Annotated in this window: 21 protein-coding genes; 6 read left to right on the top strand and 15 right to left on the bottom strand. The window is 67.2% G+C overall.

Going from position 1 to position 21,629, the window contains the following annotated elements:
* Positions 1-6: 6 nt before the first annotated feature.
* From VGC47_13720 to VGC47_13730, 3 genes are all read right to left on the bottom strand, one after another.
* The gene (locus VGC47_13720; GenBank protein ID HEX9856367.1) at positions 7-1,200 is read right to left on the bottom strand and encodes a crosslink repair DNA glycosylase YcaQ family protein; all 1,194 of its coding nucleotides are present in this window, start codon (positions 1,198-1,200) and stop codon (positions 7-9) included.
* A 247-nt stretch (positions 1,201-1,447) separates the two neighbouring features.
* Positions 1,448-2,386: an SDR family NAD(P)-dependent oxidoreductase gene (locus tag VGC47_13725; GenBank protein HEX9856368.1), complete on the bottom strand. Its 939-nt coding sequence runs from the start codon at positions 2,384-2,386 to the stop codon at positions 1,448-1,450.
* A 3-nt stretch (positions 2,387-2,389) separates the two neighbouring features.
* Positions 2,390-3,361: an NAD(P)-dependent alcohol dehydrogenase gene (locus VGC47_13730; protein ID HEX9856369.1), complete on the bottom strand. Its 972-nt coding sequence runs from the start codon at positions 3,359-3,361 to the stop codon at positions 2,390-2,392.
* A gap of 267 nt (positions 3,362-3,628) precedes the next feature.
* Between VGC47_13730 and VGC47_13735 the strand changes: the two genes are divergently transcribed.
* From VGC47_13735 to arsB, 5 genes are all read left to right on the top strand, one after another.
* Complete coding sequence (locus VGC47_13735; GenBank protein HEX9856370.1) at positions 3,629-4,300, top strand: TetR/AcrR family transcriptional regulator; 672 nt, start codon at positions 3,629-3,631, stop codon at positions 4,298-4,300.
* A gap of 85 nt (positions 4,301-4,385) precedes the next feature.
* Positions 4,386-6,698 (top strand): MMPL family transporter, encoded by a 2,313-nt coding sequence (locus VGC47_13740; protein ID HEX9856371.1) that lies wholly within the window; start codon positions 4,386-4,388, stop codon positions 6,696-6,698.
* Positions 6,699-7,011: 313 nt separating this feature from the next.
* Positions 7,012-8,607, top strand: coding sequence for a phosphatase PAP2 family protein (locus VGC47_13745; protein HEX9856372.1), 1,596 nt, complete (start codon positions 7,012-7,014; stop codon positions 8,605-8,607).
* A gap of 17 nt (positions 8,608-8,624) precedes the next feature.
* Positions 8,625-9,446: a hypothetical protein gene (locus VGC47_13750; GenBank protein ID HEX9856373.1), complete on the top strand. Its 822-nt coding sequence runs from the start codon at positions 8,625-8,627 to the stop codon at positions 9,444-9,446.
* A 186-nt stretch (positions 9,447-9,632) separates the two neighbouring features.
* Positions 9,633-10,709, top strand: coding sequence for an ACR3 family arsenite efflux transporter (arsB, locus tag VGC47_13755; GenBank protein ID HEX9856374.1), 1,077 nt, complete (start codon positions 9,633-9,635; stop codon positions 10,707-10,709).
* A 229-nt stretch (positions 10,710-10,938) separates the two neighbouring features.
* Here the strand turns inward: arsB and VGC47_13760 are convergent, their stop codons facing one another.
* The 9 genes from VGC47_13760 to VGC47_13800 form a co-directional block, all read right to left on the bottom strand.
* Positions 10,939-11,229: a hypothetical protein gene (locus tag VGC47_13760; GenBank protein HEX9856375.1), complete on the bottom strand. Its 291-nt coding sequence runs from the start codon at positions 11,227-11,229 to the stop codon at positions 10,939-10,941.
* Positions 11,230-11,256: 27 nt separating this feature from the next.
* A complete protein-coding gene (locus VGC47_13765; protein HEX9856376.1) occupies positions 11,257-11,502 on the bottom strand; it encodes a carboxymuconolactone decarboxylase family protein in 246 nt (81 codons plus the stop codon).
* Positions 11,503-11,634: 132 nt separating this feature from the next.
* The gene (locus tag VGC47_13770) at positions 11,635-12,582 is read right to left on the bottom strand and encodes an NAD(P)-dependent alcohol dehydrogenase (GenBank protein ID HEX9856377.1); all 948 of its coding nucleotides are present in this window, start codon (positions 12,580-12,582) and stop codon (positions 11,635-11,637) included.
* A gap of 144 nt (positions 12,583-12,726) precedes the next feature.
* Entirely contained in the window at positions 12,727-13,749 is a 1,023-nt protein-coding gene (locus tag VGC47_13775; GenBank protein ID HEX9856378.1) for a crosslink repair DNA glycosylase YcaQ family protein, read from the bottom strand.
* 218 nt (positions 13,750-13,967) lie between these two features.
* Positions 13,968-15,077, bottom strand: coding sequence for an aminotransferase class I/II-fold pyridoxal phosphate-dependent enzyme (locus VGC47_13780; protein HEX9856379.1), 1,110 nt, complete (start codon positions 15,075-15,077; stop codon positions 13,968-13,970).
* Positions 15,078-15,153: 76 nt separating this feature from the next.
* Positions 15,154-16,551 (bottom strand): amidohydrolase family protein, encoded by a 1,398-nt coding sequence (locus tag VGC47_13785; protein ID HEX9856380.1) that lies wholly within the window; start codon positions 16,549-16,551, stop codon positions 15,154-15,156.
* Positions 16,552-16,745: 194 nt separating this feature from the next.
* Complete coding sequence (locus VGC47_13790) at positions 16,746-17,168, bottom strand: VOC family protein (GenBank protein ID HEX9856381.1); 423 nt, start codon at positions 17,166-17,168, stop codon at positions 16,746-16,748.
* Between the two features lie 119 nt (positions 17,169-17,287).
* Positions 17,288-18,064, bottom strand: coding sequence for a TatD family hydrolase (locus VGC47_13795; protein ID HEX9856382.1), 777 nt, complete (start codon positions 18,062-18,064; stop codon positions 17,288-17,290).
* Between the two features lie 326 nt (positions 18,065-18,390).
* A complete protein-coding gene (locus VGC47_13800; GenBank protein HEX9856383.1) occupies positions 18,391-18,663 on the bottom strand; it encodes a cyclase in 273 nt (90 codons plus the stop codon).
* Positions 18,664-18,780: 117 nt separating this feature from the next.
* On the opposite strand from VGC47_13800, the gene VGC47_13805 reads away from it, so the two are divergent.
* Positions 18,781-19,269 (top strand): Rrf2 family transcriptional regulator, encoded by a 489-nt coding sequence (locus VGC47_13805; GenBank protein HEX9856384.1) that lies wholly within the window; start codon positions 18,781-18,783, stop codon positions 19,267-19,269.
* 272 nt (positions 19,270-19,541) lie between these two features.
* Here VGC47_13805 and VGC47_13810 read toward each other — a convergent pair whose 3' ends face one another.
* The 3 genes from VGC47_13810 to VGC47_13820 form a co-directional block, all read right to left on the bottom strand.
* On the bottom strand, positions 19,542-20,384 hold the full coding sequence (locus VGC47_13810) for an alpha/beta fold hydrolase (GenBank protein ID HEX9856385.1): 843 nt from the start codon (positions 20,382-20,384) through the stop codon (positions 19,542-19,544).
* A gap of 178 nt (positions 20,385-20,562) precedes the next feature.
* Positions 20,563-20,931: a nitroreductase/quinone reductase family protein gene (locus VGC47_13815; protein HEX9856386.1), complete on the bottom strand. Its 369-nt coding sequence runs from the start codon at positions 20,929-20,931 to the stop codon at positions 20,563-20,565.
* Between the two features lie 5 nt (positions 20,932-20,936).
* The coding region (locus VGC47_13820; protein HEX9856387.1) for an LLM class flavin-dependent oxidoreductase at positions 20,937-21,629 on the bottom strand (693 nt) is incomplete at its 5' end.

The following is a 21,629-nucleotide window of genomic DNA, read 5'->3' on the forward strand; positions in this document are numbered from 1 at the left end:
GCAAGCTCACACCACTCGGCGGAGGTGGCTGGCCAGATCGCCCTTCCCCCCGACAGCGACCTGACCCAGCCCGAGCCAGCGTGCCATCTCGTGCAACTCGGCCGCCAGCTCCCGGGCGACGTGGACAGGATCGACGCCATCCTCGAGAAAGGCTCCCGGGACGTTGAGGACCCCGGCCTTGCGGTCGGCCTTGAGATCGACCCTGGCGACGAGGTCGTCGCCCAGCAGGAACGGGAACACGTAGTAGCCGTGGACGCGGTTGGGCTGGGGAACGTAGATCTCCACTCGGTAGTAGAAGTCGTGGAGGCGTTCGATGCGCTCCCGATTCCACATCAGTGGGTCGAAGGGGTTCACCAGCGCCCTCGCCCTGACACTACGCGGGATGACCGACCCGGCGAGCAGGTAGGCGGGCTTGGGCCAGCCTGCGACCTCGACCTCCACGAGCGAACCCTCGGCGACGAGGCCGTCGATCGCCGGCATGCCCTCGGCGACCCGAATCGAGAAGTAGTCGATGAGGTCGCGGGCCGTCCCCACGCCGAGGGCCTGCGCCGCCTGGAGGACGAGCTGCTTCTGCGCCGCCCGCCTGTCGGGCGCCGGGATGTCGAATTGCTCGGCCGGGATCACTCGCTCTGACACGTCGTAGTAGCGGGTGAAGTTGCGGCGGTGGGACACGGCGAGCCGGCCCGCCGCGAAGAGGTACTCGAGGGCGACCTTGCCGTCGGCCCAGCCCCACCATGGGTCCCCCCGCCGCCCCTGCTGCCCCGGCTCGTCGAGGTCGGCCGCCGTCAGGGGACCACGCTCGGCGACCTGCCGGTACACCGACTCGACATACCCGGGCGCCTTGGCCTTCAGCTCCCGGATCCTCCGCCAGTTGCCCTCGGCGTGCCGGTCCATGCGGTGCCTGAAGAGCGGGAAGTGCTCGATCGGCGAGAACGACGCCATCCGGGCCCAGTACTCGAAGAGTCGGCGTTCCTCCAGGGCACGCCACAGCAGGTCGGGGTCGTGCGGACCCAGCCGGGAGAACAGGGTGAGATGGTGGGCCCGCTCGACGACGTTCACCGAGTCGATCTGCAGGATCCCCATCGTGCGCACCGCCCGGCGCACGTGCCCGAGGTTCGGCGTCACCTCGGGACGCGGCGAGGCGAGTCCCTGGGCGGCGATCGAAGCTCGCCGCGCTTGCGCCAGCGTGAGCCGTCTCACTCGTCGATCGCTTGCGGCTCACAAGGTGCCCTGCGCATCGGATCGACCATAGCCAAGTGTGAGAAACAGCCGACGCGACACTCCGCCGGTCGGCCCGCCCCTCCCCTCCCGTTCTTGCGTCCCCACGTCGCACATATGCGACCGTGGGACGCCAGAGCGGGTCCTGTTGTGGACCCGTGTGCGGTCCGTCTACCCGAGGCGAAACGTAGCCGCCGCCCCGTGACTCTCGTGAGCCGGCACCTCCGGGTCAGTGCGGTGCGCCGACCGGGAAGCCGACGAGATCGGCGCTGACTCGCCACAGTCGGGCGGTGGTCGCCGAGTCGTAGGAGGACTTATGGGACTTCCTGGCCTTGCGGTTGGCGAAGTACTGGCCGGTGACACCCTCGGCCTCGGGCGAGCCGGCCAGGTAGACGGCGGTGTCCGCACCCCTCTCGGGGCTCTTCATGAAGGGTCGCATGGCGACGACCATCGGGGCCATCGCACGGGCGGGGTCCTCCGCACTGAAAGCGGTGCGGGTCATGCCGGGGTGCAGCACCGTGGCGGTGACCTTCGTTCCTTCGAGTCGCCCGGAGAGCTCATGGGTGAACATGACGTTGGCGAGCTTCGATTGGTTGTACGCCCGCTTCCCGGAGTACCTCCGCTCGCCCATCAAGTCCTCGAAGTCGATCTTGCCCAAGGCCTGTGCTCTGGACGACACGGTGACGACGCGAGCCGGCGCGCTGGCTGTCAGCCGATCGAGCAGCAGGCCCGTCAGCAGAAACGGCGCGAGGTGGTTGAGGGCGAACGTGCGCTCCAACCCGTCGGCCGTCACGTGACGGTGGGCCCAGAACCCGCCGACGTTGTTGAGTAGAACATCCAGCCGGGGGTAGGCGGAGAGAACCTCGTCGGCCAAGCGCCGGACCTCGGCCTGTGAGGACATGTCGGCGACGAAGACGTCGACGGCGGGGTTACCCGACTCGTCGGCGATGGCGGCAGCGGCCCGCTCGGCGCGCATTCGATCGCGCCCGGTGACACCCACGCGAGCACCCATGGAGGACAGGCCGATCGCCGCCGCCCTGCCGATCCCGCCGGTACCGCCGGTGATCAAGACGGTCTTACCCATCATCGAATGTGGGACGACCATCATCGGTGCACCGTTCTTCGTCGGTCGTTCGATCGCTTCATCTGCCTCTCTCTTCCCGACCACGCATCAGATCGTGATGGCGATCTTTCCTCGCGCTCGTCCGGATTCGAGGTGTCCCATGGCTTCGGACACCTGGGAGAGCGGGTAGGTCTTGTCGATGACCGGAACGACCTCGCCGCTCTCGATGAACGGGTTGAGCGCTTCCAGGTAGGAGTGGTCTTCCTTGGCGACGAGCATGGTGAGTCGCTGACGCACGAAGAGCGATAGGCCCACGGCACGGAGCTGGCGGTCGAATCCTCCGATGAGGTTGCCGCCCTCTTCCCCGCCGACGATGACGAGCGTCCCGGCGGGAGTGAGCGTCCGTCGCAGTCGGGAAAGCCCGCTGTTCCCGCCGATATCGAGTATGAGGTCGTACTGCCGGGCACCGTCGAGGTAGTCCTCCCGGGTGTAGTCGATGACGTGGTCGGCACCGATCGATCGCACGAGATCGACTTTCGAGATGCTGCACACCCCGGTGACCTCAGTTCCGAATGCTTTGGCGAGCTGCACGGCATAGGTGCCGACGCCGCCGGACGCACCGATGATGAGGACCTTCTGTCCTGCCTCGATGCGCCCGGAATCGCGCAGGCCCTGGAGGGCAGTCGAGGCGGAGATGGGAACGACCGCCGCCTGCTCGAACGTGAGATTCGCCGGCTTGTGGGCCAGCTTGTCCTCGCGAGCGGCCGCGTACTCCGCGAACGACCCGCGGCTGACGCCGAACACCTCGTCACCGGGCGCGAACCTCGTCACCTCGGACCCGACCGCCGCGACCGTTCCGGCCACGTCCAGCCCAGGTACGCGGTTCTTCGGCCGGCGAAACCCGAACCCCAGGATGCGCATCAGGTACGGCTTGCCGGTCATGAGATGCGCGGTGCCGCGATCCATCCCGGCGGCGCCGACCTTCACCAGCACCTCGTGCGGCGCGATGTCGGGGCGGTCGACCTCCGCCAGTCTGAGCACCTCGGTCGAGCCGTAACCGTCCTGGACGATGGCTCGCATCACACCACCTTCGGGGCGCTGCGGTGCAGGGCCTTCGACTTGTTCGCGGGCGCTCGGCGCCGCGACTTCGGGCGCCTGTTCGATTCGCTGCGCTTGTTCCATGGTCGTGTCCTATCTGCTGTGGAGCCGGGAGGGCGTCGATCCCTGCCGGTCTGACCGTACTAAGTACGCTTACTAAGTACGGTACAGGCTATGCTGCCGGTTGGCAAAAGGGACTGCCCTGGGCACGTGCGGAGTCCGGGCTCCGACGACAGGTGAGGATGTGACATGCCCGCAAGGGTCGGCGAGGGTGCGACGAAGCGGGTTCCGCTCAGCCGCGAACGGCTGCTCCGCAGTGCCATCGCCATTGCCGACGAGAGAGGCAACGCAGCGTTGACGATGCGGTCGCTCGCCCAGGAGCTCGGCGTCAAGCCCATGTCCCTGTACCACCACGTCGCCAACAAGGAGGAGATCCTCGACGGCATCATCGATGTCGTGTTCGGGGAGATCGAACTCCCCCCAGCCGACGCCGGCTGGCGGTCCGCCATGCGTCACCGTGCGATCTCTGCCCGCCGCGTGCTCGCAAGCCACCCCTGGGCCACCCCGCTCATGGAGTCACGAACGAACCCCGGCCCGGCCACGTTGCGGCATCACGACGCAGTGATCGGCTCCCTCCGCGCCGCCGGCTTCTCCATCCAGATGACCGCCCACGCCTACTCGCTGCTCGACAGCTACGTGTACGGCTTCGCCCTTCAGGAAGCCGTCCTGCCATTCGACAGGAAGACGGCTCCGGACGTGGCGGGGGCCATCATTGCGCAGTTCCCTTCCGACGAGTATCCCCACCTCGCCGAGTTGGCGACGGAGCATGTCCTCCAGCCCGGCTATGACCACGGCAACGAGTTCGAGATCGGACTCGAGCTGATCCTCGACGGTCTCGACAGGCTCCTGCATCCCAACTGAAGGCGGGAACACGTGCGAACTGGCTCCGAGGCGGCGGGGGGCCCCGAGTCCGGTAGTCTCGACCGACTCGACACGAGGAGATGACTTGTTCGCGGCGCTGGGCCGGTGGTGCTTTCGCAATCGAGGCAAGGTGGCCCTCATGTGGGTCGGGGCGCTGGTGCTCGGCGTCACCCTGACGAACGTGGTCGGCACCGCCTACAGCACCGAGTTCGCCCTACCCGACGTGGAGAGCAAGCGCGGCTTCGACATCATCGACGAGCACTTCACCGAGTCGGGGGCAGGCAGCGAAGGCGGGACGATCGTGTTCCGAGCCGAGCAGGGCGTCACCGACCCAGGGGTCCAGGCGGCGATGACCGAGTTCTTCGACGCTGCCGGTCAGATCGAGGGCATCACACTGGTGAGCCCGTACACACCCGAGGGAGCGCAACAGGTCGCATCGCAGGGGCCCGAGGCCGGACTGATCGCCTACGCGCAGATCGGTGTCCCGCGTGACATCACGCTCGAGGAGGCGACGGTCATCAGCTCCGAGCTGAAGGAGCTGATCCCGACGGTGGACGGGCTGCAAGTCGAGATCGGCGGGCAGATCTTCGCCGAGTTCGAGGTCCCGAGCTCGGAGTTGCTCGGCCTCGCTTTCGCCATCATCGTCCTCATCCTCGCCTTCGGCTCAGTGCTGGCCATGGGCCTCCCGGTCGGGATCGCGCTGGCAGGCATCGGGCTCGGCTCGTTGCTCGCCGGGCTCTTCAGCAACGTCTTCTCGATCCCCGACTTCGCGACGACGGTCGCAGTCATGCTCGGCCTCGGTGTCGGGATCGACTACGCCCTCTTCATCGTGACCCGCTATCGGGAGAACCTGCACAATGGGGCCTCGATCGAGGAAGCGACCGTCCTGGCCATCGACACCGCCGGACGGGCGGTCGCCTTCGCCGGCACCACGGTGGTCATCTCGCTCCTCGGCATGGTCTTGATGAACCTCGCATTCATCACGGGCCTGGCAGTGGCATCGGTCGCCGTCGTGGCGGTGACTGCGGTGGCGTCGCTCACGCTGCTGCCTGCGCTCCTCGGCTTCGCGGCGGAGCGCGTCGAGGTGACCAGATGGCGGGGATTGGCCGCGGCACTGCTCGTCGCCATCGGCCTGGTCGGTGTCGCCCTCGCCGTCCAGCCCCTGGCCATCTTCGGTCTGGCCCTCGCCGCCGTCGTGATCCTCGCCAGCCTGGCGGTGGCTCCGTTGCGCCGCGAGGTGCCCCGACGGGCACGTCGACCCCTCCGCGAGACCGTTGCCTACCGTTGGAGCAGGTTCATCCAGCGCCGGCCCTGGATCGCCGCCTTGTCCGGTGTCGTCATCATGGTGACCCTTGCGCTTCCCTTCTTCAGCCTCCGCCTCGCCTTCTCGGACGAGGGCAACTTCCCGGAGGACACGACGACTCGCAAGGCATACGACCTGCTCGCCGCAGGGTTTGGTCCCGGGTTCAATGGCTCGCTCATCCTGGCCACCGAGATCCCGAGCGGAGCAGACCCGGCGACGCTAGAAACGGTGAGCAGCGCGCTGGCGAGTGATCCGGGCGTCGCCTTCGTCACCCCGGCCATCCCCAACGACCCCGCCGCGCCGAGCGCCGCGCTGTGGCGGCTCTTCCCGACCACGGCACCACAGGATGAGGCGACCACTGAGCTCGTCTACCGGCTCAGAGACGAGGTGATACCGGGAGCCGCCGAAGGCACGGGGCTCGAGATCGCCGTCTCCGGGGGCGTCGCCGCCACCGTGGACTTCTCGGAGTACCTGACCGCGAGGCTGCCCGCCTTCATCGGCGTCGTCCTCACGCTCTCGTTCGTCCTGCTGATGCTCGTGTTCCGGTCACTGCTCGTACCGCTCAAGGCCGTGATCATGAATCTGCTCTCCATCGGGGCGGCCTACGGCGTCGTGACCGCCATCTTCCAGTGGGGCTGGCTCGGCGGCTTGATCAACATCGAACCGGCGCCCATCGAGCCCTTCGTGCCGATGATGATGTTCGCCATCCTCTTCGGATTGTCGATGGACTACGAGGTGTTCCTGCTGTCCAGGATCAGGGAGGAATACCTCAAGTCGGGTGACAGCCGAGTCTCGGTGGCCGATGGCCTCGCCGCCACTGCCCGGGTCATCTCGGCGGCTGCCGCCATCATGGTCGTGGTGTTCGGCAGCTTCATCGGTGAGAGCGATCGGATCATCAAGCTGTTTGGGATCGGCCTCGCCAGCGCCGTGGCGCTCGATGCCACCGTCGTGCGCATGCTCCTCGTCCCAGCGACGATGGAGCTCCTCGGTGACGCCAACTGGTGGCTGCCCAAGTGGCTCGATCGGCTCACCCCGAGGATCGCCGTGGAGGGCCACGTCCTCGAGGCGGCGCCACCGGAGTACGAGAACGTCTGAGTTCCGATCGGTGGGCCCGTCATCGCGTCACGAGGAGTCCGGGCACCGGCGACGTCCGGATCACGAGCCTCGCAGCGGGACGCCGGCCCCGCCGATGACGAGCATGGGCTGGCTGGGCCATACCGTTGACGCATTCCTGTAGCGTCGCGGCGATACCGCCAGTCGGGTGAGTGTGGAGACACGAGACGCATCGCCGGAGCCGCCTGGGCCGATCGAGCGCGAGCTTCCCGCCGTCGCCCAACGTCGCGAGATGCGGATCGCGGGAATCCGTGTCTCGGGTAGACGGCGCCGCCCCAGCGGCGAGAAGGCTCCGATGCATCGCGAGCTGCGCACCGCGGGGAAGGTGTGGCTCCTCAGCGGCATCGTCACCGTGGTGCTCTGGATATCACTGTTCGCCTTTCCGGCTACGGCCGACTGGTGGACCCGTCACGACAACGCTCTGTCGCAGCGGCTCGTTGCCATTCGCAGCGACCCCTTGACGACCATCGCCAACGCGGTCGCCGTGCTCGGCGAGACCTGGTTCGTTCGGATCCTGCGTGTAGGCACCCTGCTGGCGCTCGTCTTCGTACGTCGCTGGCGGCATTTCTTCGCGGTGATGATCACCGTCCTCGTCGTAGCGGGGGCCGTCGACGCGGTCCGTGAGGCGGTCGGGCGACCCCGGCCATTCGTCCCGATCATCGGTTCGTGGGAAGGACCGTCACACCCGTCGGCTCCCGTCGCGGCCCTCGGCCTGACGCTGACGGCGATCGCATACGCAATCGTGCCGCGTGGCCGCTGGCGCCGCTACGCCCTCGGCACGGCTGCCGCCCTCATCGTGCTCCTCAGCCTGGCGCTGCTCTACCTCGGCGTCAACCATCCGACCGACACGGTCGTCGCCGCGGCGTTCTCCGTGGCCGTGACCGTCGTCGTGTTTCGCTGGTTCGCGCCCGAAGCGGCGTTCCCGGTGACCTGGAAGCGGGGCGTCACGGCGCATCTCGACGTGACCGGTGCGCGCGGTGAGGCGATCTCACGCGCCATGGGAGAGCAGCTCGGCATGGAAGTGCTCAGTATCGAGCCGTTCGGCCTGGAAGGCTCGGGTGGATCGACGCCGCTGCGCCTCGAGGTTCGCGGTGAGCCCAACCAGCACGTTTTCGCCAAGCTCTACAGCCAAACCCATCTCCGTTCCGATCGGTGGTACAAGCTCGCCCGGACGATCCTCTATGGGTCACTCGAGAACGAGGTGCGCTTCACGTCGGTGCGGCGCCTGGTCGAGTACGAGGACTACGTCCAGCGCTTGATGCGAGATGCCGGCGTCGCCAGCGCAAGGCCTTTCGGCATCGTCGAGATCAGCCCGGAGCGGGAGTATCTGATGGTGAGCGAGTTCCTGGAGGGCTCGGTGGAGCTCACCCGGGCCGAGATCGACGACGAGGTCATCGACGACGCTCTCCGGGTGATCCGCTCGATGTGGGACGGCGGTCTCGCCCATCGCGACATCAAGCCGGCCAACGTCATGCTCAACGACGGACGCGTCGTGCTCATCGACGTCGCCTTCGGCACCGTCCGCCCCAGCCCGTGGCGTCAGGCGGTCGACCTCGCCAACATGATGGTCATCCTTGGGCTGCGAGTCGGTGCGCAGCGCGTGTACGACCGTGCGCTGCTGCAGTTCGCTCCTCGGGACATCGCCGAGGCCTTCGCGGCGACGCGCAGCGTCACCCTTCCGACACAGTCCCGCAGCTCCCTGGCGCTCTTCAAGCGAGAGCAAGGCATCGACCTGGTCGAGGAGTTCCGCCGACTGGCACCCGCCACCGAGCCGATCTCGATCCAACGGTGGACGCCGCGTCGCCTCTGGCTGACGCTGGCAACCGCACTGGTGGTCGCCCTCCTCGTAGTCCTGGTGGCCCAGGAGGTCGTGGGGGCGGGCGTCCTGTGAGGCATGGGATCACGATCGTGGCGCTGGCTTCGGCTCTGACCGCGTGCGGCAACCTGGGGCTCGGCGAAGCCGACTGCACGCCTAGTCAGCGCTCCGTGTCCCCGGCGACCATCCTCACCGTGCAGGCAGTTCCTTCGGCAAGGTACACGCCTTGCCTGGACGAGCTCCGCCTCGGCTGGGACGAGGTGCACTGGTTCTTCGAAGACGGCCGGGCCGGCATGGAGATCGTCCACACGTTCGACCCGTTCCTGACCGTGACGGTGACGGAGTCGTGTGACGTCTCTACCGCGGAGAGCGTGACCTCCGGACATGAGGACATCGAGCGCTACGAGGACGTCACGTCGCAACCGCCTCAGATCACGATAACCATCGTCCCCGCCGGCGAGGAACCCATGGTGCGGGCCCGCTCGAGTGCCGACGAGCTCAGGGGAGCCGAGATCGACCACCGCCCAGTCATACTGACGATCGACGACCGCCTCGACGAGCCGATACGCTCACGCGTCGACCGGGCCGTGCAGCAGGCCGATTACGTTTGGATCATCGACGAGCTCGACGCCGCGGAGGGAACCGTCGAGCTGCGCGGGAGCGATCCGGCGGTCACGGCCCGCGGGATCACGCCGGACAAGGCGCTCGAGATCATCGAAGAGAGCGTGCCGAACGTCTTCTACCGGGGCTCCTGGTACTTCACCTTCGAAGGAGGGTGTATCACATACGGGTTCGACGCCGAGGGATCCGTCGCCGAGACGGTCGCCGACGACGCCGAGGATGCGATCGGGTTCTACCCGGCGGCGGAGCTACGCGAGGCGGCACGGCGTGACGGTTACGACGTCGGAGGCTGACACGAGACCCATGCATTCGATGTTCGCGGTCGCTGTCGACGGCGGCGACGCTCCTCAGGCTCGGCCACCCCGCTGTCCAGGGGAGGATGCGCGCCACCGAGACGTCCCGATCAGGCGGCTCGGCGGAGGGGTCATCGTGCTGTGCCGGCGGGGCGTCTCACCTGCGTCGAAGGAGAGAGTGGGAGCATGACGCTTCAACGCGACGCTCCGGTCCTCGAGAGGCTGTCGACGCTCGACCGGTTCCTTGCGCTGTGGATCGGCGCTGCCATGGTCGCCGGGCTCGTCCTGGGACGGCTGATTCCGGACCTCAACGACTGGCTCGACACCGTCAAGATCGGCAGCGTGTCACTTCCCATCGCCGTAGGCCTGCTGGCGATGATGTACCCCGTGCTGGCCAAGGTCCGGTACTCACAGATCGGCGATGTCGCCACCGACCGCACACTCATGGCCACCTCGCTGACTCTCAACTGGGTCGTCGGCCCGGCCCTCATGTTCGCTCTCGCGTGGCTGCTGCTCCCCGACCTGCCCGAATACCGCACCGGGCTGATCGTCATCGGGCTGGCCCGCTGCATCGCCATGGTCCTGATCTGGAACGATCTCGCCTGCGGAGACCGGGAAGCTGCCGCGGTCCTCGTCGCCGTGAACTCTGTCTTCCAGATCGTCGCCTATGCCGTCCTCGGCTACCTCTATCTCGAATTGCTCCCGGGATGGCTCGGCCTCGATACCACCAGTCTGGACGTGTCGATGTGGGAGATCGCAAGGATCGTCCTCGTCTTCCTGGGCATCCCCCTCGTCGCCGGATACGTGACGCGGCGATGGGGTGAACACAGCCGCGGGTTGGAGTGGTACGAGAACCGGTTCCTCCCCAGACTCGCCCCTTGGGCCCTCTACGGGCTCCTGTTCACGATCGTCGTGCTCTTCGCCCTCCAAGGGGAAACCATCACCGCCCGACCCTTCGATGTCGCCCGTATCGCAATACCACTCCTCCTCTACTTCGTCCTGATGTGGGCCTCTTCCTTCGCCTTGGGTTTGCGCCTTCGCATGCCCTACCCCAAGAACGCGTCGATGAGTTTCACCGCGGCCAGCAACAACTTCGAGCTCGCCATCGCCGTTGCCATCGGCGTGTTCGGGGTGACGTCAGGCGAAGCTCTCGCCGGCGTCGTCGGACCCCTCATCGAAGTCCCGGTCCTCGTCGGACTTGTCTACGTCGCCCTCTGGGCGCGGCGACGCTTCTACCCGACCTCCACGCTGGAGCCGGCGTGAGCAGGGGACCGAAGCATGGCGTCGTGACTTGATCAGCCCAGACCCACGGGTCCACAGGGTGAGTCGGCCGGAGAGCACGGCAAGATCCGCGGCAACTCAACCGGCATCAAGGCCGATACCGGCTCGATCCCAAACGGGTTCCGGCTGGGCCCCGCCGAACTCCTCTGTACCGCCCTCGCGTCTGTGCCGCGACGAGCCGTCCGAACTGAGTCGCCGGGCTTCGGCTGATCTATGTCAGCGGCCGCCCGGTCTCGTCCATCCACTCCTCCGGGTGAACGCCGAGAGCCTCGGCAACCCGATTGATGTAGTTGAACCAGGCGCACACCTGCACCGCGTCGTGGACCGCACGGTCGTCCCAACCGGCGCGGCGCAGCTCGTCGACGTCGCCGGCGGTGCAGGCGATGGGGGTGAGGGTGAGCTTCTCGGCGAAGGCGAGGAGCGCTTCGGTCGCTTCGTCGAGGCCGGCGGTACGCCAATCCTCGGTGAACCGGTCCACCATCTGTTGGTCGGCGACCTCCAACCTGAGGTCGTGTAGATGCGCCCGGATTCAGTAGTGACAGCCGTTCGCCTTGGAGGTGACAACGGCGATCATCTCCCGCTGTGCCCGGCTCAGCGGTGACTCACCGAACATGACGGTGGCGTAGAAGCGCATCGAGTCACCCATCGCCGGGCCGTTCTGGCTCATGATCGAGACGATGTTCCAGATGCGTCCCGCTCGGCGCATCGCCTCGTCGTAGGCACGCTTCGTCGCCCCGGTGGCGCTCTCGGGCGGGATCTCCTCGATGTGCGGCACGACCCCCACGGTACCGTGGGCACACCTGCCGTGGCTTCTTCGGCTTCGCTCGGGCGCGGCTGTCGGATCAGGCATCACCTGCCGGCGGACCGGACGTGTCTGTCGCTCTGACTGGTGTCGTATGTGCCGTCTTCAGGCGATGTCGACGACAACCTTGCCCAGGGCGCGACCCTCACCGACCTCCGCCAGCGCTCGAGGCACCTCATCGAGCCGATACGTGCCGTGGATGTGGATCTGGAGGTCGCCTGAGACGCACAGATCGGCGACGGGCTCGAAGTGCGACGGGCCCGGCTTCACGACGAGCAGGCCCAGCCGGCGGCCCGTGAGCCGACCGGCGATGGCCCCGATCGTCACGACCCTCAGCAGGGCCGACACGGACCCGCCGACGCAGCGGTAGCGACCGCCGCGAGCCAACGCCCGTCGGTAAGCGAACACCGAACGGTGGGCGACGAGATCAAGTACGAGGTCGTACGTTTCGCCGCGGGTGAAGTCCTGACTGCGATGGTCGATCACCTCGTCGGCTCCCAGCGACCGCATGAACTCGAGCTTGCCGGCATTGTCGACGGCGGTCACGTGCGCACCGGCACGCTTGGCGAGCTGGATGGCGAAGGACCCCGATCCGCCGCCGGCACCGTTGATCAGCATCCGCTGCGCTTCCCCCACTCCGGCGGTTCCCTGGAGCGCGATAGCACCCGCCTGCGGGATCGTCGACGCCTCGGCAAAGGTCAACGATTCCGGCTTGTGGGCGAGCGCCGACTGGCGCGCAACCGCGTACTCGGCGAAGCCGCCCATCTGGATCTCGCCGTACACCTCGTCGCCGGGACGGAATCGGGTGACGGCGGACCCGACGGCCTCGACCCGCCCGGCGATGTCGGAGCCGAGCGTCCGGCGCGCCGGTGCGCGCAGCCCGCCGATCCGTGCGTACAGCGGGGTCCCGCGCAAGCACTCCCAATCAGAGAGGTTGAGCGACGTCGCCGCCACCGCGACGAGCACCTGGTTGGCGTCAGGAGACGGCGCCGGGACCTCCGCTACCCGCAGCACGTCGGGCGGGCCGTAACGGTCGTAGACGACTGCCCTCACACCGACCTGCCATCGGATCTCGGGTCGACGAAGCGGGACACGCGGCACAGCGTACGCGAAGAGCATGGGGGGCCGGCATCACGCGGGCAGCCGTTGAGTGATCCTCCGGGTCGTCCGAGCTCGCCGGCGCGGGAGCAGCTCGTGTCAGTCATCCCAGCGGGTGAGGATCGGCCCCGCGATACCGGGTACGGGCAGGGACGTCGCCTCCGACTCGACCGCCTCGCGTGCGCCGCGGGAGATGCGTCGCCAGGTCTGGATCGTCACCGTGTGCTGGGAACGCCGCCACGTCCCGACGATCTCGCCGTCGACGAGGATGGCGCCCGGCCACACGCGAGAGGTCCACAGGGCGGCGCGATGATCGGCTTGGGCGACCAGGAGCTGGCGGTCGTCACCCTGGAGGAGGTAATAGGCGTCCCCGCTCGGGAGGAGCCGGGCGGGTGCTACCGGCCCGGGGGCGGCGCGGAAAGCCGGCTCGTCGCGGGTGAGGATCCACGCCTCCCCGATGGGGGTCCTCGCCGGGGTCAGCGATCTGCGAAGGGCGTCGAACGCCGCGATGCCCGACCGTGAGGCGATCCCGGCCCAGGCGGCGAAGGCTTCGGGGGTGGCGGGACCGAATGTGTGGAGGTACCGGCGGGCGAGCTCGAGGCGGGCGTCCCGTGGTGCGACGTCAGGTGGCGGCACGGTCCAGATGATCGGTTGTCGAGCGCCGTCCCACCGAATCACGACCGTGCCGGTGGTTGCCGCGTACCTGAGCCGGTTGTGTTGCTCGCCGAGGGCGCGCCCTGCCTGACCGTACGCCATCCGGGTCCCGTCCAGAAGGGCGCCCAGGCGACCGGCGAGATCCTCGGCGATCCGCCGGGCGCCTGCATCGTCGGGCAGCCTCCCCAGCGTGAAGATTGCGAGATCGCGTTCGGCGACGACGTAGGCGCTGTACCGCGGACCCCAGATCTGGACGAGGGAGGGATCCTCCCAGGTCGTGGGCTGGGTCCCCTCGAGGCGGGCGTGGATCGAGAGGAGCGCGGCTCGAGGCATGCTGTCCTGCAGGCCCACCCAGGCGGCTCGGCGTAGCGAGCGCCGTCCGGGTGGGAGCCGCTCGTCGAGTGCTCCCACCCGCCGCCGGAAGGCGAGTATCTGCGCCCGCGTGAGGTCGAGCCGAGGCGTCGTCACGTCACGCCTCGACCCGAAGTGCCGGTTCGAGCATCGAACGCACCGACTGTGCACCGGCTGTCACGACGTCGTACCGCAGCATCCCCGCACGGTACCGCGTGTTGCCGCGACGGCTCGCTCCCGGAGGACGTGCCGACTCGAGGAGCGTCACTCGTTGCACGGACCAGACCGGCCTTGCGGCCGACGGGTTCGATGGTGACAAGGCCGTCGCCGATCATTCAGACGATGGCGGCGATCCGCTCGACCATCTCGACGAGGAGGCCGTCGTCCATTGCGAAGTTGACACGGACATGTCCCTCTCCTCCGGGGCCGAACAAGGCACCTTCGGAGACCGCCACTCTCGCCCGCTCCAGCAGGACCGCCCCGGGCGGATCCCATCCGTAGGCGCTGAGATCCACCCAGGCGAGGTATGTGGCCTCGGGCCTCGTGTAGCGCCCTCCGGGGAGCAGTTCGGCCAACAAGCTGCCGAGAGTCGCCCGCTTCGCCTCGAGCCTCGCCAGCACGTCCTCCAACCAGCTCGTGCCGTCCCGGTACGCGGCAGCGCTCGCCAGCAGGCCGAAGGTTCCGACCCCCCACATGTGAGGAACGAAGTGTCGAGACCACACATCGACATCGTGGTCGTTGGTCAGCACCACCTGGGCCGCCTTGAGACCGGGGAGGTTCCAAGCCTTCGTTGCCGCGGTGACGGTCACCACCGTGGCCGGGGACAGGCCGGCGGCTACCACATGACTGTGTCCGGGGAAGGTGAGCGGCGCATGGATCTCGTCGGCGACCACCCGCCCTCCGTGGCGCTCCGCAACGGCGACCACATCTGACACCTCGGAAGCCGTCAGACTCCGGCCGACCGGGTTCCATGGATTGCAGAGGACGATCGACCCGGCCCCGGCGGCGAAGGCACGATCGATCCCGTCGAGGTCGAGGCACCAGCGACCGTCCTCACCTGGGTACGACCTCACGAGGATGTGCTCCCGGCCTGCCGCCGCCACCATCGTGAAGAACGGGTGGTAGATCGGTGGGTGGAGGATCACCGGCGAGCCGGGGGCAGTGAGATGCATCACGGCCCTCCGAAGACCCTCGACGACGTCGGGCACGTGAAAGACCCGACCGGGATCCACCCGCCAGCCGAAGCGTCCGGCCCAGAATACTGATGCCGTCTCGGCCACGGCGTTCCAGGCAGCCGGGTAGGGATACCCCGTGTCCGCTCTGTCGACCGCAGCGTGGAGCGCCTCAGTGATGGCGGGTGCAAGACCGAAGTCCATCTCCGCCACCCAGGCACCGATGACGTCACTCTCGAAGGAGTTCCACTTGAGTCCGGGGCGGGGTGTCACGCGCCGCTTGACTATTGCAGAAGCCGACAGCCATCGCCGACGGATCTCCCGACCAGCCGTGCTCGCCGGTGGTCAGTCAGCGGCCGGCCACCAGCCAGCCGGGCTCGGGATCGCCGAACTTGTCGAGCAGGTAGTCACGCGACGCCTCAACGGCCCTGCGCGGCGCATCGAGCGACGCCTCGAGCTTGAAGTCTTCCTTGAGCACCTCGCCATCGACGAGCACGGTCTTCACGTTCGAGATGTCGGCCGCGCAGACGACCGCACCCACGGCGTCGATGATCGGCGCGATGTTCACGGCCGACCCGTCGATGATCACGACGTCCGCCTTCTTCCCGGGGGTCAGCGACCCGGTGCGATCGGCGATCCCCGCCACCTCGGCTCCACCGATCGTGGCCCACGAGAGTGCGTCACGCGAGGTGATCAGACCGGGCGATGCCTGCAGGCCATCCAGGCCGTCGTCCCAAGCCGCCTGATGCTTGCGCCCGCGCTCGGTGCCGAAGACAGCGTGCATCTGGGTGAACTGATCCGCCGGTGCGGTCGTCGCAACGTCCGACGAGAGCCCGATCGGAATGTCGTACTCGACCGCGGTGACCGCCGGCGCCCACCCGTGTCCCATCTGGATCTCGATCTGCGGTGCGAAGCTGACGTTCCCCCCGGAGTCGCGAACCAACTGCCACTCCTCGTCGGTGAAGTGCGAGGCGTGGACGTAGGTCGTGCCGGGATAGAGGAGATCCATGTCGCGCAACGCGGTGATCTGCCCCTTCGTGTAGCCGAACCGGTCCATGGCGACGTGCACCGTGATGTCGATGCCGAGCTCCTTGGCCAGCTCCCAGTCATGACGCACGACGTCCGGCTTGCAGAAGCCCGGTCCTCGTGTGGCGAGTCCCATGGTGATCCGGCCGTCGTCCGAGCTGAAGTACTGCGACCGGAGGCGGCGGGCCTCGTCACCGTCGGAGGTCAGCACACTGCCGGTGTAGTCGGGTCCGAACCACCAGTCCACGAGCGAGGTGTTCGGAAAGCCATAGGCGAAGACCGATCTGATGCCCGTCCCCTCGAGGGCGTTGACCGAGGCGTCGGCGTGCTCGGGGGTGTTCATGATGTGCGCCCAGTCGACGAGCGTCGTGATGCCGGCGTTGATGCACTCGAGGGCGCCCCACTGTGTGGCCGAGTGGACGTCCTCCGGCCGATAGTGAGGGGCGAACTTGTCGAGGATCGCGCTGAAGTAGGTGATGAGCGCGAAGTCGGGGGCACACGTCCGGATGCACGTCTCCCACGTGTGCCGATGTGTGTCGATGAAGCCCGGTATGACGATGTCGCCGGATGCATCGATGACCCGAGCGCCATCGGTCGAAAGGTCCTTGCCGATCGCGGCGATCTTGTCGTCCTCGATCAGCACGTCGGCGTTCGGCATCTCGCCGAGGTCGGGGTCCTGGGTCAGCACGATCCCGCCGCGGATGAGGGTTCGGTCAGTCACAGGCTCGGTCCTTTCTCCTTGCGCTCGGTCCCACCGGGTGACGAAGCCGTGCCAACGCACTGAGTCGGCGGCCGATACCTCAGCTCCCGGCACGTCATTCGCACTCGCTCAGGATCGTACCCGACACGACGCTCGCTTCACCGATCGCACTGAGTCCCGGGCCCACGACAGCGGCCCGGGCGATGATGGGCAGCTCAGGGCTCCTCGATCGAGTGAGAGGAGCGGGCGGGGCCAAGCAAGTCCCACCGGTTCCCGGCGATGTCGCGGAACACGACGACTCTCCCGTACTCCTCGTCGCGTGGCTCGCTGACGAACTCGACCCCGCGGGCGAGCATGCGCTGGTAGGCGGAGTCGAAGTCTTGGACCCTGAAGAAGAACCCTACGCGCCCTGCGGTCTGGCTACCGATCACCGCCTCTTGGTCGACTCCGTCGGCCCTGGCAAGCAGGATGCCGGTCTCGGCGCGAGGCGGGCGCACGACGACCCACCGCTTGGGCGAGCCGCTGGTTGTGTGGCTTGCCGAGTCATCCAACAGCTCGAAGCCCAGCACGTCCACGAAGAACTCGATCGCCCGGTCATAGTCGGCGACGACGATGGTGACCAGCTCCAAACGGTCCACGACTCCAAACTAGATGCCGGATCAGGTTCATGACCGACCGTCGGAACCGGCTACTCCGAGGTGTGCCCTACGGAGGCGCTCCTCTCGCAGCGATCCTCCAGCCGCTGCGGGACTCAGTGTCAGACAAGCTCGGCCAGCCACGATGCGAGGTGAGGATCGCCTTCGAGAAGACGGATCAGATTGCGGCGAACCGTGGTGGCGAGATCGTCGGGGTGGACGGCGCGGAGCCGGGCCAGCTCCCCGACAACATCTCCCAGGTGCGCCGGGTAGCCGGTATCGCCGGTCAGCCATCGGTATCCGCCAGGGTTGTCGGTCTCGGTGAGGAGCTGGTCGGCCGGTATCGCCTGCGCCACATCACGGAGGTGCGCCGAGTGCAGAACCTCTACGCCCACCGTGAAGAGGTAGCCGGCGGCGACCATCCGTTTGAGAACGTCGAGAGGGCCCGAGTACCAGTGGACGATCGCTCGCTCGACCCCGTGGGCCACCAGCATGTCGAAGGTGTCCTGCTCGGCTCCTGCGCAGTGGAGATTGACCAGCTTCCCCTGTGCCTTGGCCAGCGCCAGCTGGATGGCGAACACTTCGCGTTGAGAACCGTACTGGGCGGCGTCGGTGACGAAACGATGATCGAGCCCGATCTCGCCGACCAGCGGCGACCCGTCGACCAACTCCTCGATCTCGGCGAGCGAATCGACGAATACCGGCGCCTGCTCTGGATGGATGCCGAACGACGGCACCACGAGTCGAGACCGGGCGGCAATGGTCTGGGCCCGGGCGTACGACTCAGGGTCCACCGACACGCTCATGGTGAAGATGCGCCGCTGCTCTATGACGGCCAACACCTGATCGATCTCAGCGTCGTCGTACTTGTCGAGGTGGGCGTGGGCGTCGACCAGCATCACAAGCGTCCGATCTCGTGGCGTCTGAAGTTACCGCCGGCACGGACACAGCCGCCACCCGCATCGTCTCCCGGACTGGAGAGCGTGGCGGACTCGGTCGGGATGGCCGACCTGAGCATGTGACTCCACCCAAGACAGGCCCGGACCGACGGGCGGAATGCGCACGAGAATGACTCCGTCGGAGTGTCCTCCAGGCGGCGTCAGTCGGACTGCGTATCCGAAGAAGGCCCCCCGGTCCTCCAGGGGGCCTCAGTCTCTTCAGTTGTCTGGCTAGACCTGTGTCGGTTCCAGCCTCACGGGTCCTTCTCAGGATCCGTGGGTGCGGACTAGATCGACTCGACTTCCTCGTTGATCTCGATCCTCGGGGAACCGACGACGCCGGCTTCGGACATCTTGGCCTTGAGGTCCGGGTTATTGATGAATCCCTTCGCCAACTCGAGAGTGTCGAAGCCGGCGACAACGGTCACCATGTTGGGATCGTCGACCGAGCGATTCACTCTCGCGTACTTCGCTCCTCCGGATGTGGGAGGGAACGTGTCGTACACGGCCTTCCACGTGGCGTAGTCGCTGACTGAATGGCGGAATGCAGTGGTAATCATGAGTTTCTCCTCATATAGCTGCTGTAGTGATCCATACTCTAACACATTCTTGGAATTCTAGTTTCCTTTGGGAATTCTGCGTCGACTGTGGTAGTTTGCGCTAGAGTTGGAGCACCGATGCAGCTCAGCCTCAAACGAAAAGGCGACTACGCCGTCAGGGCGATGATCTCGGTTGGACGGCACTATGGGACCGGTCTGCGCCAAGCGCGTCAGATCTCCGCCGAGATGCACATCCCCTACAAGACCTTGACCCTGATCCTGGCCGGACTGGTCGGCGAGGAACTGCTGGTAGCCACCCACGGGCCTAACGGAGGCTATCGCTTGGCCCGGCACCCCAGCGACATCAGCCTCCTCGATATCGTGGAAGCAGCCGAAGGACCCGCCACCTTCGACCATTGCGTCCTGCGCGATGGTCCCTGTGACTGGAAAGAGACCTGTCCGGTTCACGACACCTGGGCACGCACCCAGGACGCCCTCACCCGAGAACTGGCTTCAACTTCCCTCGCAGAAGTGGCCGCAATCGACGCCGCCATCGAAGCGGATGAATTCCAGCCCGAGGCCCCGCCCCATACCCGGCCCACGGATCGACACGGCAACCGCAACTAGCCAGCCGTTCACGAACGGACTTCCAACACCCGCAAGACGCACCAACTGACGTGCCCACCGCGACGACCCTATCGCCGCCGCCGGCAGCGCCTCCGCCCCATTCCCCCCTCTACTGCTTGAGGACGCCCTCCAATCGGGCGTCAATCTCGGCGCCGCCGTCGTCGCCCAGGACATGACGCCGACCCCGAGCCGCGGAACCCAACAAGAAGTCGATGCGGGACAGGTTCGCCACCTGGTCCGGCCAGGCGCCTTCTTCGGATGCAGCTACTTACTCAGTCGCCGATGAAGTCGTTCAACAGATCGGCGAAGCGCTCGGGCTCATCCAGATGGGGGAAGTGCCCGGCGCCCTCGAACAACTCCACCCGGCTTCCCGGAAACGACTGTTGAGCCGTGGCGGCGTGCCACGGCGGGATCATCCGGTCACGGGTGCCCCAGACGATCAGCGTCGGTATCTCGACCGCCAGAGGCAGGTGATCGTGGGCGGTGACGGTCTGGCCCCCCGGGTCGATAACAGACCGGGTCGTGGCAAGGAAGGCACGCCGGCTGTCGGCGTCGGCGAGCGACACGAAGCCTTGCCAGGCCTCGGCGATGTCCCAACTGGCCCGCCATCCCACCTTGGCCAGGGCCCGGCCCAGCGCCTTGCCCTGGTTCTGGACCCAGGCGGAGGCGATCAGAGTCAGGACGAGTTCGGCGCCGGGCAGTGCCGCCGACCGCAGGAGCGGGCTCACCGACCGTCCCAGACCTCCACTCGCCACAAGGGCGAGACGGTCAACCCGCTCCGGGAACAGGTAACAGAACTGCATGGCGATGCCGCCGCCCAGCGAATGCCCGACCAGTGTCACCCGATCCACCCCCAGGCGGTCGAGCAGGTCGCGCAGCGTGGCGGCGTGGGCGCCGAGGGAGTAGTCTCCCATCGGCTTGGCGGATGCCCCGTGCCCGAACAGGTCGGGGGCCAGGACCCGGTGACGGTGGTCGAGCTTGCCGACGAAGTGCATCCAGTTCCGATGCGAGCTCAACAGGCCGTGGATGAACAGCACCGCCGGACCGTCCCCGCTGTCCACGAGCCACAGATCGTGGCCGTGCAGTGTCTCAGTGCGCGTGTTGACGGCCGTCATGTTGTGGTCCGCATCCACGAAAGGTAGCCGCCCAGCGAACCGCACGGACGGCCATACCTTTCGGGCCCCAATCGAAACGGGCCAAACCTCGTGCTCCCCCAGGTCATGGCTCCCACGCCGCGTTGGGGGACCCTCAGGTCGCCGTGTCCCAGGCGATGCGGGTGTGCCATCGTTCCCCTCAGTCCGTTCTCCTCAGGTCGAGATCGACAGCGATGGGAAGTGCCGTCTCCCGCCAACCGGTGAGGTCGCCGGAGTAGCGGGCGGTGTACTTGTCGTGAACCGCATCGCGAGCGAGTCGGTCCTCATGCGGTGCGGTCACGAGGCGAGCCGTGCCGGCGTACTCGTCGGCGCCGACGCGAACCCGGACGGCAGGGGTGCGCGTCAGGTTGCGAACCCAGTCGGAACGGGTCCCGCCGCCGGAGAGCATATAGATGGTGGAGTCGACGTGGGCGAACCAGATCTCGATGATGTGGGGACGCCCGGTGACTCTCCCTATGGTGGTCAGGTCGATCACCAGATGACGGTCGAGGGCCGTGCTCCCCGTCATAGCTCTCAGCTTCCTACCTCGGCGAGTTGGGGCATGACCTCGATAGCCAAGAGTTCGATGGCGTCGGGGTTGGGGACGTCGGCGGTGTTGATGATCACCTGCTGCGCCCCGGCGTCGGCGAGACGGACGAACCGGTCGACCAGCTCATCGGCGGATTCGGGCGTGGACCGCCAGGCGTTGGGGGTGAACAGGCTCACCGATTGCAGGGTGGTGCGCTCGATCTCCTCATAGGGACGTCCGACGGCTTCGCAATGCTCGGCGAGGATCCGGTACTTGTGACGGAGCTGGTCGGGATCGCCGAAGAGGTTGGAGGCGTCGGCGTAGCGGGCGACGAGGCGGAGCGTCTTCTTCTCGCCGCCTCCGCCGATCATGATCGGCACCCGGGGTCGGGAGATCGACTGGGGCACGTTGAGGAGACGTTCGGCGGTGAACTGGCGGCCTTCGAAGCGTGTTTCGCTTCCTCGTTCTCCTTCGAACATGTGGTGGGCGATCTGCAGTGTGTCTTCGAGTATCTCGAATCGGGTCTTGGTCTCGGGGAAGGGAAAGCCCAGTCCCACCGACTCGGCCTGGTTCCAGCCGGCGCCGAGGCCGAGCCAGGCCCGTCCCCCGGAGAGCACGTCGAGGGTGGTGGCCGCCTTCACCCACAGCCCAGGGTTGCGGTAGTGGACGCCGCCGACCATCAGGCCGAGGCGGGCCCG

It is taken from the genome of Acidimicrobiia bacterium, from assembly GCA_036396535.1.
Classification (GTDB): Bacteria; Actinomycetota; Acidimicrobiia; order Spongiisociales; family UBA5794; genus DASWKR01.

Excerpts from the sequence above, each read along its gene's own strand:
- VGC47_13730 (HEX9856369.1), bottom strand. The coding sequence starts at position 3,361 with ATGCGAGCCATCGTCCAGGACGGTTACGGCTCGACCGAGGTGCTCAGA.
- VGC47_13735 (HEX9856370.1), top strand. The coding sequence starts at position 3,629 with ATGCCCGCAAGGGTCGGCGAGGGTGCGACGAAGCGGGTTCCGCTCAGC.
- VGC47_13745 (HEX9856372.1), top strand. The coding sequence starts at position 7,012 with ATGCATCGCGAGCTGCGCACCGCGGGGAAGGTGTGGCTCCTCAGCGGC.
- arsB (HEX9856374.1), top strand. The coding sequence starts at position 9,633 with ATGACGCTTCAACGCGACGCTCCGGTCCTCGAGAGGCTGTCGACGCTC.
- VGC47_13795 (HEX9856382.1), bottom strand. The coding sequence starts at position 18,064 with ATGCTGGTCGACGCCCACGCCCACCTCGACAAGTACGACGACGCTGAG.
- VGC47_13800 (HEX9856383.1), bottom strand. The coding sequence starts at position 18,663 with ATGATTACCACTGCATTCCGCCATTCAGTCAGCGACTACGCCACGTGG.
- VGC47_13805 (HEX9856384.1), top strand. The coding sequence starts at position 18,781 with ATGCAGCTCAGCCTCAAACGAAAAGGCGACTACGCCGTCAGGGCGATG.
- VGC47_13810 (HEX9856385.1), bottom strand. The coding sequence starts at position 20,384 with ATGACGGCCGTCAACACGCGCACTGAGACACTGCACGGCCACGATCTG.
- VGC47_13815 (HEX9856386.1), bottom strand. The coding sequence starts at position 20,931 with ATGACGGGGAGCACGGCCCTCGACCGTCATCTGGTGATCGACCTGACC.